General features: G+C 76.5%; 8 protein-coding genes. 7 read left to right on the top strand and 1 reads right to left on the bottom strand.

The features are described from left to right. Positions 1–41: 41 nt before the first annotated feature. From AB2U05_RS13040 to mfd, 4 genes are all read left to right on the top strand, one after another. Complete coding sequence (locus tag AB2U05_RS13040) at positions 42–1,043, top strand: SMI1/KNR4 family protein (protein ID WP_045705562.1); 1,002 nt, start codon at positions 42–44, stop codon at positions 1,041–1,043. A 70-nt stretch (positions 1,044–1,113) separates the two neighbouring features. Continuing rightward, the gene (locus tag AB2U05_RS13035; RefSeq protein WP_369183268.1) at positions 1,114–3,774 is read left to right on the top strand and encodes an SUKH-4 family immunity protein; all 2,661 of its coding nucleotides are present in this window, start codon (positions 1,114–1,116) and stop codon (positions 3,772–3,774) included. Between the two features lie 269 nt (positions 3,775–4,043). Beyond that, positions 4,044–5,459, top strand: coding sequence for a hypothetical protein (locus AB2U05_RS13030; protein ID WP_369183267.1), 1,416 nt, complete (start codon positions 4,044–4,046; stop codon positions 5,457–5,459). Between the two features lie 691 nt (positions 5,460–6,150). Further along, positions 6,151–9,780 (top strand): transcription-repair coupling factor, encoded by a 3,630-nt coding sequence (gene mfd, locus AB2U05_RS13025; RefSeq protein ID WP_369183266.1) that lies wholly within the window; start codon positions 6,151–6,153, stop codon positions 9,778–9,780. Between the two features lie 90 nt (positions 9,781–9,870). Here mfd and AB2U05_RS13020 read toward each other — a convergent pair whose 3' ends face one another. Next, positions 9,871–10,455 (bottom strand): DUF4352 domain-containing protein, encoded by a 585-nt coding sequence (locus tag AB2U05_RS13020; RefSeq protein ID WP_045703586.1) that lies wholly within the window; start codon positions 10,453–10,455, stop codon positions 9,871–9,873. 201 nt (positions 10,456–10,656) lie between these two features. Between AB2U05_RS13020 and AB2U05_RS13015 the strand changes: the two genes are divergently transcribed. The 3 genes from AB2U05_RS13015 to AB2U05_RS13005 all read left to right on the top strand — a co-directional run bounded on the left by AB2U05_RS13015 (position 10,657) and on the right by AB2U05_RS13005 (position 16,003). After that, complete coding sequence (locus AB2U05_RS13015; protein WP_369183265.1) at positions 10,657–12,840, top strand: N-6 DNA methylase; 2,184 nt, start codon at positions 10,657–10,659, stop codon at positions 12,838–12,840. Between the two features lie 1,010 nt (positions 12,841–13,850). Further along, positions 13,851–14,345, top strand: a complete 495-nt coding sequence (locus AB2U05_RS13010; RefSeq protein WP_369183264.1) for a hypothetical protein — start codon at positions 13,851–13,853, stop codon at positions 14,343–14,345. A 59-nt stretch (positions 14,346–14,404) separates the two neighbouring features. Continuing rightward, the gene (locus tag AB2U05_RS13005; protein WP_369185945.1) at positions 14,405–16,003 is read left to right on the top strand and encodes a protein kinase; all 1,599 of its coding nucleotides are present in this window, start codon (positions 14,405–14,407) and stop codon (positions 16,001–16,003) included. Positions 16,004–16,178 lie beyond the last annotated feature (175 nt).

The raw sequence follows: 16,178 nt of genomic DNA, 5'->3' as shown, positions 1-16,178 counted from the left end.
CAGCAAGCGCACCGAGAAGTTGCAGCAGTGGGGGCTTCCAGATGACGACAGGTCGGCCCGGCGTCGCCGCCGCACCGAACGCGGCGTACGCAGGTCAGGTGGTGCAGTTCCCGGACCCGGTCCGCGCGGAGCGGCACCCCGCCGGGGTCCGGGTGGACGAGTACGGCTACCCGGACTTCAGCCCGTACGCGGCCGCCGCGGCCGAGGTCGCCGACCCGCCCGAGGGCTTCGGCGTGGACGAACTGCGGCTGACCGACTACGTCTCCGCCAACGCCGCGCTGTTCATCGAGGGCCACCCGCTCTGGGCCGACCTGGACACCGCCGTCGCCACCCCGCCCGGCTGGACCTGGCACCACGTGGTCGGCCGGGCCGCCCCCGGCTGGCGGCGGATGGAGCTCGTCCCGGTCGAGGTGAAGGCCCTGCTGCGCCACCACGGCGGCCTGGCCACCTCCGCCGCCGACCACTCCCGCCGCGGCACCCGCCCGCTCCAGGAGCACCGGCCCGTCCACTTCTCGCTCGCCCGGGACGGCGGCGACCCGGTCGGCGTCCCCGAGGACCTGGTGCAGCGCGCCGAGGAGCGCCTCGGCTACCGGCTGCCCGGCGCCTACCGCACCTTCCTCAAGGTGGCCGGCGGCCGCGCCCCGGTCGGGCTGGCGCTGGACACCGACCTCGGCCTGCTGCTCGACCAGCCGTTCCTCACCCTCAGCGAGGAGTACGGCACCGACGACGTGGTCTATGCCAACAAGTGCCTGCGCGACCACCTCACCAAGGACTACCTGGGTATCGCCTACGCACAGGGCGGCATCGTCGCCCTCAAGGTGCGCGGGGAGCGGGCCGGCTCGGTCTGGCTCCACCTGTACGACGACGCCCGCGACACCGGCGCGCCGGAGGCCCCCGAGGACCGCTGCGCCCGGCTGCTGCTGCCCTGCGGGGACGACTTCGACGCCTTCCTGCTCCGGCTGGCCGGCAGCCCGCCGGAGCTGGAGACGGTCGCGAAGCTGATGGTGGACGGCGGGTTCGCCCGCGCCGTCCCGGTGGGCTGACCGGGGTGGGTGCGGTGGCACAGGCGGAACGGGGGACGACGAGGATGCGGACAACAGGGGTGAACCGGGCGTGGTGACGTACGCGCAGGCGCAGGAGCTCGCCGAGGAGTGGATCAACGGCGGGGTGCCGCGCGCGCAGCAGCGCGAGGTGCGGGTCCGGGAGTTCGACCTGGGCTTCGTCTGCTGGGCGGTGCCGCCCGCGGACGGCGGGACGGACGGCTCGGTCGGCTCCGCCGGCTCGGGCGAGGCGCGGCTGGTGATCGCCCGGGACTCCGGCGCCAGCACGCTGTGGCCCGCGCTGCCGGTGAACGAGGTGGTCCGGCAGTACGAGGAGGTGTACGGCCGGCCGGTCGCGGCCAACCCCGCCGGGGCGGCGAAGCCCGCGCCCGGGCCGGTGGAGGCCACCTCCTTCCTGCTCAGCCCGCCGCAGTGGCTGCAGGAGGCGGGGGCCGCGGCGATCGCGGCCGAGTCGGAGCGGCTGGGGGCGGCCCCGGCCGCTGCCGCCGCGCCCGCGCCCGCTCCGGCGGCGCCCGCGCCGGTGCCCGTCGAGCCGGCGCCCGCGCCGGTCGAGCCCGCGCCCGTTCCGGCGCCGGTCGACCAGCCGGCGGCTGCGCCCGCGCCCGCCGTGCTGACCACGCCGCCGGTCTCCGACCGGCCCGCCGGGGACGCGCCGACCATGCTCGCCCCGCCGCCCGGCCACGAGGAGCCGTTCGCCCCGCCGCTGCCGCCGGTCGGCGCCGCGCCGGTGGCGCCCGCTTCCGCTCCCGCGCCGCAGCCGGGGGCCGAGGCGGCGACCGTGCTGATGTCCGAGGGCCTGTGGACCAGCGGTTCCGACCTGCCCGACACGCCCCCGCCGCCCGGTGCCGAGGCCGCCACGATGCTGATGCCGCCGGGGGGCGACGGCCCGGTCCTGCCCCCGGTCCCGCCGCCTGCGGCGCCGGCCCCGCAGGCCCCGCCGGTCGCGCCCAGCGCACCGGCGCCCGCGCCCGCCCCGGCGCCCGGCGAGCCGGCGCCGACGCTGCTCGCGCCGCCGGACGCCATGCCCGGCCTGATGGGCCTGCCCGGTGCCCCGGACGGTGTGCCGGACGGCCAGCCGGCCGCCGCCCCCGCGGCGCCCGCGCCCGTGCCGCCCGCCGGTGGCACGCCGGTCGAGTACGCGCCCACCATGCTGGCCGCCCCCGGCTCGCTGCCCGGCCTGGCCGGCCTGCCCGGCGCCCCGGCCACCCCGCCCGCCGGCGGTGCGCCCGCCGGCGGTGCGCCCGCCGCCCCGCCGGCCGCCGCCCCGCAGGGCGGGCTCGGCCGGGGCGCGGCCTCGGCCCCGCCGCCGCCCCCGCCGGCCGCGCTGCGCGGCGGCTCGTCCGGCCCCTCGTCCTCGGGCGGGCTCGGCCGGGGTGCCGCCTCGGCCCCGCCGCCGCCCCCGCCGGCCGCGCTGCGGAGCACCCCGGGCGCCGGCACCCCCGCCGCTCCGGCGGGTTCGACCCCGCCGCCGGCCGCCGCGCCCGGCGCCGGTGTGGCGTACGAGGCGACGCAGCTGGCGAGCGCGATCGACCCGGCCCTGCTGGGTGCCGCCCCGGCCCCGGCCGACCCGGGCACCCCGCCGTCCGGCGGCCCCGCCGTCCCGCCGCCGCCCGGTGGACCGGCGGCCCCCGCCGCGCAGGCGGCCGGGTACGGCTACCCGAACGCCGGGGGCGCCGCGCCCGGTGTCGTCCCGCCCGCGCCGGTGGCCGGCCAGCCGGCGGCCGCGGCCGTGCCGCCCGGCGTGCCCGCGGTCGGCCCGGGGTACTTCGCCGCGCTCAGCTACCGGGGCCCGGACGGCTCGGAGCAGAAGCTGCTGCACCGCAGCGAGCCCGGCACCCCGCACCCGGAGTGGAAGATCCTTCAGGACCTGCGCCGGCTGAACGTGCCGCCGGAGCAGGTGCTGGAGCTGTACACCGAGCTGGAGTCGTGCGATCTGCCCGGCGGCTACTGCAACCGCATGATCGCCGCCTCCTGGCCGAACGTGCGGCTCACCCACACCGCCCCGTACGGCCACGACCACGCCTCCCGGCAGGCCGGCATGGCCGAGCTGCTGGACCACCTGGACGAGCTGCACCAGCAGGCCGCCGGCGCCCAGCGGGTCCGCCCGTTCCGGGTGCCGCTGCCCGCGCCGGGCAGTGTCCAGCCGCTGCCGCCGGTGGCGCCGCAGCAGCTGGCCCAGGAGATCGGCGCGGCCTTCGGGCAGAACCTGTTCCGCTACGAGCAGCGCGCGGTCTCCCGCCAGGGCGTGCCGGAGCCGGTGTCGCAGTCGCTGATGTGGGCCGGGCTGCCGCGCGACTTCGGGCCGTTCTTCTGGGCCCAGGCGCAGGAGGGCCGTCCGATCCCGACGCTCGCCGAGCTGGCCGCCGAGCGCGGCCTGCCCGCGGCGCCGGACTTCGGCGGCTACCTGGTGCTCGGCAACGACTACGGCCGGCAGCTGTGCGTCCAGTACGGCACCGCGCACGTGGTGGCCGTGGACATCGAGGGAACCGGTCAGCAGCCCCGGTTCGTCAACAGCGGTGTGCCGGAGTTCGTCCGCGCGCTGGCCCTGCTGGGCCGGATGTGGCGGCTCCGGTACGGGCTGACGCCGGACCAGGCCGGTCGCTGGACGACCGACTTCCAGGCCCAGCTCGCCGCGATCGACCCGGCGGCCCTGCAGGACGCGGACACGTGGTGGGCCGTGCTGCTGGAGCAGTTCTGGGACGGCCTGCTGTAGCGGTCCGTCGACGGTCTTCGCAGGTGGGGAGGGGTCGTTCCGGGGTCCGGAGCGGCCCCTCCGGCGTACCGCCGCGGCGGTGCCTCGTTGGGGATTCCTCCGGATATGCGCAAAATAGGTCAAGAGGATGGACTATTCGTCCGTCCTTGACGCTTTCCGGTCCGTAGGACGACCGAATCCGGCCCCGTGGTCGGAACCGGTTCCGGATTCGTCCGCTCCGTCCGATCATGGGCTCCGCAGCCCAGCCCGCGAAACGAGGGGAAGAGCCCATGAGCGACGCCGTCCCCCAGTACGGCTTCACCCAGGCCCGGCGCGGCTACGCGCCCGAGCAGGTCGACCGGGCCCTCGCGGCCCTGACCGCCCAGCGCGACGAGGCGTGGGAACGGCTGAGCGTCCTGGGTGCCGGGATCCGGCAGATGGAGGCCCGGCTGGCCGACGTCCGCCGAGCCGCCGAGGACGCTCCGGAACCCGACTACCAGGTGCTCAGCGAGCAGGCCGCCGGACTGGCCGCGATGGCCGAGAACGAGGCCCGGGCCGTCCGGGACAAGGCCGAGCGCTTCGCCGAGGACCTGCGCGACGAGGTCTACGAGGCGGGGCAGGCGCTCGACAAGGCCGCCAAGGAGTACGCCGCCACCACCCGCACCGAGGCCGACGCGGCCGCCCGCCGCACCGAGGAGCGCACCCGCTCCGAGGCCGAGGGGCTGCGCGCCGACGCCGACCGGGAGAGCCGCGCCGCCCGCGACGCCGCCACCGCCTACGCCGCCAAGGTGCGGGTGGCCGCCGCCGAGGCCAACGAGCAGGCCGAGGCCGACCTCGCCGCCAAGCGCCGCAAGGCCGACGAGACCTTCGCCGAGGCGCAGGCCAAGGCCGACGCCGAGGACGCCGAGGTCTCCTCGACCGCCGAGCGCCGGGTCAAGGAGGCCGAGCAGCACCGGGAGACCGTGCTCTCGCAGATCAAGCAGCTGGAGACCGACGCCCAGGCCAAGGCCGACCAGTTGGTCGAGCAGGCCCGCCGCGAGGCCGAGAAGATCAACGCGGCGAGCGAGCGCGAGCAGCGCGAGTTCGACGCCCGGCTGGAGACGGTGCAGCAGCACCTCGACCACATCAAGGCCACCCTGGCCTCGCTCACCGGCGCGGCGGTCGGCCAGATCGAAGCGGTGGAGCTCGGGGAGGACACGGACGGCGCGGACGAGGCGGAGGGCGCGGAGGACGCCGGTGTCGCGGACGCCGGTTCCGCCCAGGCCGTGCCCGCGGACGCCGTGCCCGGGGACGCCGCGCCGGTGGACGCCGCGCCGGTGTACGCCGCACCGGCGGGCGTCGTGGACTCGGAGGCGGACACCGGGGAGGTCCCGCTGCCGAACCTGCGCAAGGAGCCGGCGCCGGGCGCGCGGGAGAAGGCGACCGCGGTGCTGCGGATGCCGGTCGTCGGCGGCGGCGGGTCGGAGCGGAAGGCGGACGCCGGCGGGCCGCCGTCCGGCGTGGTGACCGGCCCGGTCGCGCCCGTCGCGGCGCCGCCGAAGCCGTCCACGCCGCCCCGGCCGGCGGCGGACGGGGACGGCGGGGGCCCGGCCGGTGCAGCGGCGAAGGAGCCCGAGGAGGAGACCCGGATCATTCCGAAGATCGTCATCGTGGACGACGGCAGCGACTACGCCACCCCGAACACCGTCACCTACCGCCGCCGCTGACCGCTCGTCCGGGTGACTGGCGGGCGGCGCGCTTCGCGTTCCGGGCCCCGACCGCCCCGCTCCGGGCGGCCGGGGTCCCGGCGTGTGCGGGGCCGGGCCGAGCGGTCCGGGCGCGGTCGCCGGAAACAGTTCCGGGAAACGCCGGGGACAGCCGCCGGAAACGAGTGAGGCCGAGACCCGTGGCGCCCTCCAGGAAAGGGCGCCACGGTTCCCGGCGCTTGGGCGGGCGCCCCCACCCAGGGTCGCCCGGCCTCGCACCACCGACCCCCATCGGGGGTGCGACATGCCCCCACAGCCATCCCCCACGGTTGGGTGCGGCGGGCACATTCACCATGGTGCGCGATCTCCATGGACGGGCAGTGACAGGAGTATGTCCAGTTCGTGGCGGATCGCCGAGCCGGTTCCGGGCCCGTGCCCGACCGGTTCGCCCGCCGGCGACGCGGTGATCCGTCCAGTCGTTCGTCTGCGGCCGTGTTCCTGACAGGCGCCGTCCGCTCCCGGCCCGCCCCGGCTCCGTTCGGGCGCGTTCCGCGGCCCCGGCGTCGCCGGGGCCGTACACCGCGTGCCTGTCCGTGCCGCGGCGTAGGCTGGGAACCCCCGGCCGCTCGGCGCGCCGGGTCGTTCGCGTTGCCCCGGCGGGCCTTCGCCGCCCGGAGGCAGCACCAGTCACGGGACGAAGAAGAGACCCCAGATGAGCCTGACCGGACTGCTCGATGTCGTCGCGCGGGACGCGGCGCTCGCCGAGGCGATCGAGGCGGCCACCGCCGCCGGCGCCCCGGCCGGCGGCCGCCGCCACCTGGACCTGGTCGGGCCGCCCGCCGCCCGGCCGTTCGCCATCGCCGCCCTCGCCCGCGCGCTCGCCGGGCAGGCGGCCGGCGAGCGGGGCCGCCCGGTGCTCGCCGTCACCGCGACCGGCCGGGAGGCCGAGGACCTGGCCGCCTCGCTGCGCTCGCTGCTGCCGCCGGACGCCGTCGCCGAGTACCCGGCCTGGGAGACCCTGCCGCACGAGCGGCTGTCGCCCCGCTCCGACACCGTGGGCCGCCGGCTGGCCGTCCTGCGCCGGATCGTGCACCCGCGGGCGGACGACCCGGCGGCCGGGCCGGTGCAGGTGGTCGTCGCGCCCGTCCGCTCGGTGCTGCAGCCGCAGGTCAAGGGGCTGGCCGAGCTGGAGCCGGTGGCCGTCCTGCGCGGTGAGTCGCACGACCTGGAGGAGGTGGCCCGCCGGCTCTCGGCCGCCGCCTACGCTCGGGTCGAACTCGTCGAGAAGCGCGGCGAGTTCGCCGTGCGCGGCGGCATCCTGGACGTCTTCCCGCCGACCGAGGAGCACCCGCTGCGGGTGGAGTTCTGGGGCGACGAGGTCGAGGAGGTCCGGTACTTCAAGGTCGCCGACCAGCGCTCGCTGGAGATCGCCCAGCACGGCCTGTGGGCGCCGCCCTGCCGCGAGCTGCTGCTCACCGACGAGGTGCGCGCCCGGGCCGCCGAACTCGCCGCCGAGCAGCCCGGGTTGGCCGAGATCCTGGACAAGATCGCCGAGGGCATCGCGGTCGAGGGCATGGAGTCGCTGGCGCCCGTCCTGGTCGACGACATGGAGCTGCTGCTGGACGTGCTGCCGCTCGGCTCGGTCGCGGTGGTCTGCGACCCGGAGCGGGTCCGCACCCGGGCCGTCGACCTGGTGGCGACCAGCCAGGAGTTCCTGCACGCCTCCTGGGTCGCCGCCGCGGCCGGCGGGGACCGGCCGATCGACCTGGAGGCGATCGACGTCTCCGCCGCATCGCTGCGTTCGCTCGCCGAGGTGCGCGAGCACGCCGCCGAGATCGGGCTGCCCTGGTGGTCGGTCAGCCCGTTCGCGACCAGCGAGTCCAGCATCGACGGCCTGCTGGAGTTCGACGCCAACACGCTGTCCCTGGGCATGCGCGCCGTCGAGGCCTACCGGGGCGACACCGCCCGCGCCATCGCCGACGCCAAGGAGCGGCTGGCCGCCGACTGGCGGGTCGTCATGGTGACCGAGGGCCACGGGCCCGCCTCCCGCCTGGCCGAGGTGCTGGGCAACGAGGGCATCCCGGCCCGGCTCGTCGCCGACCTCGCCGAGGCGCCCACCCGGGACGTCGTCCACGTCTCCTGCGGCTCGATCGAGCACGGCTTCGTCGACGAGGCCCTGAAGCTCACCGTCATCACCGAGACCGACCTGTCCGGCCAGAAGTCCTCCACCAAGGACATGCGCCGGATGCCGTCCCGGCGCCGCAACGCGATCGACCCGCTGGCGCTCGTCGCCGGGGACTACGTGGTGCACGAGGCGCACGGCGTCGGCCGGTACGTCGAGATGGTGCAGCGCACCGTCCAGGGCGCCACCCGCGAGTACCTGGTGCTGGAGTACGCCCCCGCCAAGCGCGGCCACCCCGGCGACCGGCTGTTCGTGCCGACCGACCAGCTCGACCAGGTCACCAAGTACGTCGGAGGCGAGGCGCCGACCCTGCACCGGCTCGGCGGCGCCGACTGGGCGAAGACCAAGCAGCGGGCCAAGAAGGCCGTCAAGGAGATCGCCGCCGACCTGATCAAGCTGTACTCGGCCCGGATGGCCGCGCCCGGCCACACCTTCGGCCCGGACACCCCGTGGCAGCGCGAGCTGGAGGACGCCTTCCCGTACGCGGAGACGCCCGACCAGCTGACCACCATCGCCGAGGTCAAGTCGGACATGGAGAAGTCCGTCCCGATGGACCGGCTGATCTGCGGCGACGTCGGCTACGGCAAGACCGAGATCGCCGTGCGCGCCGCGTTCAAGGCGGTGCAGGACGGCAAGCAGGTGGCGGTCCTGGTGCCGACCACGCTGCTGGTGCAGCAGCACTACTCCACCTTCGCCGAGCGGTACGCCAACTTCCCCGTCACGGTGAAGGCGCTGTCCCGCTTCCAGACCGACAGCGAGGCCAAGGCCGTCCTGGAGGGGCTGTTCGAGGGCTCGGTCGACGTCGTCATCGGCACCCACCGGCTGTTCTCCTCCGAGACCAGGTTCAAGGACCTCGGCCTGGTCATCGTCGACGAGGAGCAGCGCTTCGGCGTCGAGCACAAGGAGCAGCTGAAGAAGCTCCGGGCCAACGTGGACGTGCTCACGATGTCCGCGACGCCGATCCCGCGCACCCTGGAGATGGCCGTCACCGGCATCCGCGAGATGTCCACCATCACCACCCCGCCGGAGGAGCGGCACCCGGTGCTCACCTTCGTCGGGCCGTACGACGAGAAGCAGATCTCGGCCGCGATCCGGCGTGAACTCCTGCGCGAGGGCCAGGTGTTCTACATCCACAACCGGGTCGAGTCGATCGACAAGGCGGCCGCCCGGCTCAAGGACCTCGTCCCCGAGGCGCGGATCGCCACCGCGCACGGGCAGATGGGGGAGAACCAGCTGGAGAAGGTCGTCGTCGACTTCTGGGAGAAGGAGTTCGACGTCCTGGTGTCGACCACGATCGTGGAGTCCGGCATCGACATCTCCAACGCCAACACCCTGATCGTCGAGCGCGGCGACACCTTCGGCCTCTCCCAGCTGCACCAGCTGCGCGGCCGGGTCGGGCGCGGGCGCGAGCGCGGCTACGCGTACATGCTGTACCCGCCGGAGAAGCCGCTCACCGAGACGGCCCACGAGCGCCTGGCCACCATCGCCCAGCACACCGAGATGGGCGCCGGCATGTACGTCGCGATGAAGGACCTGGAGATCCGCGGCGCCGGCAACCTGCTCGGCGGCGAGCAGTCCGGGCACATCGCGGGCGTCGGCTTCGACCTCTACATGCGGATGGTCGGCGAGGCGGTGGCCGAGTTCCGCGAGTCACTGGCGAACGGCGGCGAGCCGGAGGAGGAGCCGCTGGAGGTGAAGATCGAGCTGCCCGTCGACGCGCACGTGCCGCACGACTACGCGCCCGGCGAGCGGCTGCGGCTGCAGGCGTACCGCTCGATCGCGGCGGTCAACTCGGAGGCGGACATCCAGCAGGTCCGGGACGAGCTGGTGGACCGCTACGGCAAGCTGCCCGAGCCGGTGGAGAACCTGCTGCTCGTCGCGGCGCTGCGGCTGTACGCCCGGCGGTGCGGGGTCGCCGACATCACCCTGCAGGGCAACTTCGTCCGCTTCGGGCCGGTGGAGCTGCGCGAGTCCCAGCAGCTGCGGCTGAACCGGCTCTACCCGCGCAGCCAGGTCAAGGCCGCCTCGCAGCAGCTGCTGGTGCCGCGGCCGAGCACCGGGCGGATCGGCGGCAAGCCGCTGGTCGGGCGGGAGTTGCTCGGCTGGTGCAGCGAGTTCCTGTCGTCGATGTTCGACGACCTGGCGGGGGCGAAGAAGTAGCGCGGTTCGGTGGTGCACGGCGGTCTCGGGCTTCGGCCCGGGGCCGCCGTTCCGTCTGTCCGGGGTGCGCCCGGCCTGTGAACGGGGCTGTCAGCCGATCTTCCACTGCCCGGTCTGCTGGGAGAAGCCGTTGTCCAGGGCGAACTGGACCTTGTCGAGCTTCGTGCCGTCCGGGACCTCGAAGGTGACGAAGCCCTTGCCGGTGTCGCCGGGGGCGATGTTGGTGGGGGTCTGGAAGGCCGGGCCGGCCTTGGTCTCCTCGAGGTTCGGGCCGTACGCCTGGCCCTGGGTGTCCACCACCTTGGCGCTGCTCGCGGGGACCTCGCTGTAGGCCTGGGCACCGGTGGCCTTGATCTGGAACTGCACCGCGACGTAGTGCTTGCCGTCCGCGGGCTTGAGGTACTCGCTCGCACTCTCGGCCGGGTCGACCACCTTCACCGCGGTGACGTCGGCGGTGTTGCCCTTGTCCATGCCCTTGAGCGCGATGGTGTCGCCGACCTTGGCCGGGGCCGGCGCGTGGGGAGCGTCGGCGGCCTTGGTGGTGCTCGCGGACGCGGTCTGCTTCGCCTCGGTCGAGACGGAGGCACCGCCGGTGGAGTTGCACGCGGTCGCGGTGAGGGTGACCAGGGTGGCGCCGAGCAGCAGGGCGGCGGTGCGGCGGGCAGTGGCGGACATGGCTGTCTCCCGGTGTCTGTGACGGTCTTTCGGCTGTCGCCCTCGCTTCGTGGCGACGGAGAGATCACACCATCCGGCCGTGAATGGTGTCAACAGCAATTCACAAAAGAGCTCTGTTCACACCGTGAACAGGCTTGAGCGAATGCCTCGCTATGCTGTGTGGTCACATCCCGGCCTGACCGCGCCACCGAAGGAGCCCCCGTGCCGGACCGCCCCGAAGTGACCGCCGCCGAGATCGCCCGGCTGGCCGGCGTCGGCCGGGCCGCGGTCAGCAACTGGCGCCGCCGCCACCCCGACTTCCCGCGACCGGTCGGCGGCACCGACGCCAGCCCGACCTTCGCCCTCGACGAGGTCGAGAGCTGGCTGCGCGCCCAGGGCAAGATCGCCGAACTCCCGCTGCTGGAACGGGCCTGGCAGCTGGTCGACACCCTCCGTGACCCGGCCGGCCACGCCGCCGCCCCGCTGGTCGAGGCCGGCGCCCTGCTGCTCCTGCTGCACCGGGCCCCCGCCCGCTGGGCCGAGCTCGCCGACCAGCCCGACACCCGGCTCGCCACCGCGCTGCCCCGGGCCGTCGCCGACACCGCCGTTCACACCCTCGGCCCGGACGCCCCCCGCGACCTCCGGCTGCCCCACCTGCTCGGCAGCACCCAGCTGGACCTCGCCCGCCTGCTCGCCGCCCTCGCCGCACAGGCCGGTCCCGCCGGCGCGTACGAGCAGCTGCTCACCCGCCACACCGAGGCCAACAGCCGTCAGCTCAGCCCCACCCCGCCGGAGGCCGCCCGGCTGCTCGCGGCCGTCGCCGGCGTCCCCGCCACCGTGCTCGACCCGGCGGCCGGCCTCGGCGCCGTCCTGCTCGCCCACCCCCCGACCACCGGCCGCTACGGCCAGGACGCCGACCCGGTCGCCGCCGCCCTCGCCCGCCTGCGCCTCGCCCTGCACACCCCCGCCGAGGACCCGGGCCCGCTCCCGCTCGACCTGCGCACCGGCGACGCCCTGCGCGCGGACGCCTACCCCGGCGACACCTTCGAGGCGGTGCTCTGCCAGCCCCCGTACAACGAACGGGACTGGGGCCACGACGAGTTGCAGTTCGACACCCGCTGGCCCGGCGGGCTCGTCCCGCCGCGCGGCGAGTCCGAGCTCGCCTGGGTGCTGCACTGCCTCGCCCGCACCCGCCCCGGCGGCCTCGCCGCCCTCCTCCTCCCGCCGACCGTCGCCGCCCGCCGGGCGGGCCGCCGCATCCGCGCCGAACTGCTCCGCTCCGGCGCGCTGCGGGCCGTCATCGCCCTGCCCGCCGGCGCCGCACCGCCGTACGGCGTCCCGCTGCACCTCTGGGTGCTCCGCGCGCCCCGGCCCGGCGACGACTTCCGCCAGGTCCTGCTGGTCGACGCCGGGGCGGCGGGCTCCACGGGCGCCTCGGCCGGCCCGTCGACCGGCCCCGCCGCGGCGGGGCCGGAGGGCGGCCGGGACAGGGTCGACTGGCCTGCGCTGCACCGCACCGTCCTCGATGCCTGGCGCGGCTTCGACCTCGCCGCCCGCGAGGGTCTGCCCGTCCCGGCCGACCGCCCCGGCGTCCACCGCGCCATGGCCGCCATCGACCTGCTGGACGACGAGACCGACCTCTCCCCGGCCCGGCACGTCCCGCCCGCCGCCCCGGTCGGCGGCGCGGCCGAACTCTCGCACCTCAGCGGGCGGTTGGCCGAAATGCTGGCCGGGCTGGCCGACCCGGCCACGCTGCTCCCGCAGGCCGGGCCGGCCGTCCCGGGCGCCGGCGCCGGCGCCGGCGCGGGCACGGTGGGTGTGGTCACCGTGGGCGAACTGGTCCGCGGCGGGGCACTGGAGGTGTACTCCTCCGGTACCGGCGTCGCCACCCGCCCGGCCGGCGCCGACCCGGGGGGCACCCCCGTGGTCACCGACCAGGACCTCGCCGCCGACGCCCCGCCCAGCGCCGTCCTGGCCGCCGCCACCGGCCCCGCCGGCGACGTCCGCACCCGCCCCGGCGACGTCCTCGTCCCCGCCCTCGGCGGCGGCACCGCCCGCGTCGTCCCCGCCGAGGGCCCGCTGGTCGGCGCCGCCCTCGGCCGTCAACTCCACCTGCTGCGGCCCGACCCGGCCGTCCTCGACCCCGAGTTCCTGGCCGGCCAGTTCCGCTCCACCGCCGGCACCCGACGCGCCGCCAGCCACGCCACCACCACCGCCCGCCTGGACATCCGCCGGGTCGAACTGCCCCGCCTCCCCCTCCCCGCCCAGCACCACCTCGGCGCCGCCTTCGCCCGCCTCGCCGCCTTCGACTCCACCCTCACCCGCGCCGCCACCCTCGCCCGCACCCTCACCCAGGCCGCAACGGACGCCCTGGCCACCGGCACCCTGGCGCCGCCGGAGGCCTGACCCGGCGCCGGCCGGGGCGCGGCTCTCGCCCGGTCCGGGACGGGCGCCCTGGCGCCGCCGGGGGCCTGACCTTGCGTCGGCTGGCGCGTCGCCCCCGCCCGGGTCGCGCCGGACGCCCTGGCGACTAGCACCCTGGCGCCGCCGGAGGCCTGAGCCAACGTCGGCTGGTGCGTCGCCCTTGCCCGGGTCGCGCCGGACGCCCCTGGCGACCGGCGCTCCGGCACTGCCGGAGGCCTGAGTTGGCGCGGGCCGGGGCGCAGCTCCTGTTCTCCGCTCCGCGGTGTTCGGCGCGTGCTTTGCGGGCCGGTCGATCGCCGGGGCTACCGTCCTTGCCCACGCACGGGCTCGGTCGCGGGAGTGGTGGGCCGGGCCGTGCTCGGGCTTGCGCCGTCGCCCGGCTGCGATGGACGCCGTGGCCTCCGGTGCCGTGGCGCTGCCGGAGGTCTGAGTCGGCGCGGGCTGGGGCGCGGCTTGTGTTCTCTGCCCGGCGGTGTCTCGGCGCGTGCTTTGCGGGCCGGGCTCTCGCCCAGGCCTCCGCCCGCGCCCTCGCCCGGGTCACGATGGACGCCGTGGCCTCCGGTGCCGTGGCGCTGCCGGAGGTCTGAGCCTGCGCCGGTCGGGGCGCCGCCCTCGCCCGCGACCCCGCCCGGGCCGGGACGGGCGCCCTGGCGACCGCGCACCGGTGGCGCCGCCGGGGCCTGAACCGTTGCCGGTCGGGGCGGGGCTGACACCGGCTCAACACCGGCTCGGTATCGGCGAGGTGTCGACCGGACGGAAGCCCTCCGTGGCGGCCCGGCCGGGCGGTACGGTGGGCCGGGTCGTCCGCACCACGGTCGGCATCGGTTCCCACCAGCTCAGGAGCGCACATGGCAGGGCAGTACCCCGGGCCGTTCGGATCGCCGCCCGGTGGCACGCCGTACGCTCCGGGGCCGCTCCCGACCGCCGGGCCGCCCGCTCCACCGGCAGCGGTACCGGCGCCGATACCGGGCCGGTTCGGGACGGTCGCGCGCGTGCTCTGCGCCCTCGCCCCGCTGCTGACCGCCGGCCTGCTCGGCGCCGTCCCGTCCCTGCTGCTGGCGGTCCGGCGGCGGCGGGCGTACGACGTCCTCGGCGCCGTCGTGTTCTGCGGGCTGCTGCTGACGCTCTTCGTCTCCGCCGGGATCGCGGGCGGCCTGAAGGACCCGACCGCCGACCTCACCGGCCAGATCACCCTGATCGTGCTGTGGCTGACGCCGACGCCGCACTTCCTGCTGATGGACCGCCGCGCGGTCTGGGAGGCGGGCCGCCCCACGCCGCAGGCGTTCCCGTCGTACCCGCCGCCGCAGGGCCGGCCCTACGCCTCGCCGTACGCGCCGACCGTGCCCGGCTACGGCGCCCCGGCGGCCCCCTACGCGCAGACTCCGCCCCCGCCCGCCGCCCCCGCCGCGCCGACCGCCGAGACCGCCCACGACCTGCGGGAGCTCGGCGAACTGCTGCGCCGTCAGTCCCGCGAGGGCCGGTCGTGACCGCTCCCCGGCTGATCGCCGGACGCTACCGGCTCACCGAGAAGATCGGCCACGGCGGCATGGGCCAGGTCTGGGCCGGCCGGGACGAGCGCCTGCACCGTACGGTCGCGGTCAAACTGCTGCGCCCCGAGCACCTGCTGCCCGGCACCGGCACCGGCAGCGGTATCGGCACCGTCACCGGCACCGGTACGGCCTCCGAACGCCGCCGCCACGGCGACGAGTTGCGTCGCCGGTTCCTGCGCGAGTGCCGGGTCACGGCCGCGCTCGACCACCCCGGGCTGGTCACCGTCTTCGACGCCGGGGAGGAGGAGGGCGAGCTGTACCTGGTCATGCAGCGCGTCCCCGGCGTCAGCCTCGCCGACCTCATCGCCGAGGACGCGCCGTTCCCGATCGAGCGGGCGGTGGCCGTCGCCGCCCAGCTGTGCGCGGCGCTGGCCGCCGTCCACGCCGTCCCGGTGGTCCACCGCGACCTCAAACCGAGCAACGTGATGGTCCGGGAGGACGGCCGCACCGTCCTGCTCGACCTCGGCATCGCCACCGCCCTCGACACCGAGACCACCCGCCTCACCCTCACCGGGGTGCCGATCGGCAGCCCCGCGTACATGGCCCCCGAACAGGCCCTCGCCGCCACCACCGACCCGCGCAGCGACCTGTACGCGCTGGGCTGCCTGCTGCACGAGATGCTCTCGGGCGAGGAACCGTTCCGGGCGCCCACCGCCCTCGGCATCCTGCGCCGGCACGTCGACGAACCGCCCGTCCCGCTGCGCGACCTGCGGCCGGACGTGCCGCCGACGCTCGAACGGCTCGTCCTCGACCTGCTCGCCAAGCAGCCCGCCGACCGCCCGGCCGACGCCCGGGCCGTGTACGGGCGGCTGCTCCCGCTGCTGCCCCCGGCCGCCGCAGCCCCGCAGCCCCGGTTCACGGCGCTGCCCGACCCCGTACGGCCGTTCCGCTACCCGCACCAGCCGCAGCCGGCCGCCGTGGCGGCCGCAGCGCCGGCCCCGCCGGAGCCGCGCCCGTTCCTGGTGCCGCCCGTCCCTGTTGTTCCCCCGGCGCCTCCGGCGCCTCCGTCCGGCGCTGCCGCAGGCCCCGACCTGGCGGCCGAGTGCGCCCGGCTCTCCGACCTGGTCGACGCCGGGCGCCACGCCGAGGTCCTCGACCTCGCGGCCCGCCTGCTGCCCCGGGCCGAGGCCGAGCAGGGCGCGGCCGCACCGCTGGTCCGCACCATCCGGACCATCTACGCCCGCACCCTCCTCCACCAGGGGCACCCCCAGCAGGCCCTCCCCGAGTACCGGCGCCTCGCCGCCACCGCCGAGGGCGGACCGCACGGGCCCCAGGGCCTCGACCACCGCTACCGCGCGGCCATCTGCCTCGACCAGCTCGGCCACGGCCCGGAAGCCCTCGCCGAGTACCAGGCCCTGCTCGCCGCCCACGCCGAGGACCAGGACCCCGAACGGGCCTACGACCTGCGCGAACGCATCGGCCTCCACCTCGCCGCCGCCGGCGACCCCCAGCACGCCTGGCAGTGGCTGCTCCAGCTCCTCCTCGAACGCGAACGCCGCGACGGCCCCCACCACCCCGCCGTCCGCCGCCTCCGCCAATCCCTCGACACCCTCCACCCCCACCACTCCACCCCCTGGCCCCCGACCCCTCACTGACGAACCCCGCGCGGCACAGGAAGTCGACCAGCCCGACTTCCTGTGCCGCGCGGGCTTTGCCAGTTGTGGCCCGGGCCTGGGTGCGCTCAGCGCGCGGAGGGGGAGAGGTCAGTGCCGGGGAGTGGCGAGCCCGGGAGTGGGAAGTCGGTGGGCCCGACTTCCTGTGAAGCGGGGT

This window comes from Streptomyces sp. Y1 (assembly GCF_041053115.1).
GTDB classification, from domain to species: Bacteria; Actinomycetota; Actinomycetes; order Streptomycetales; family Streptomycetaceae; genus Kitasatospora; species Kitasatospora rubellomurina.
This window is presented reverse-complemented; position numbering and strand designations above follow the sequence as displayed.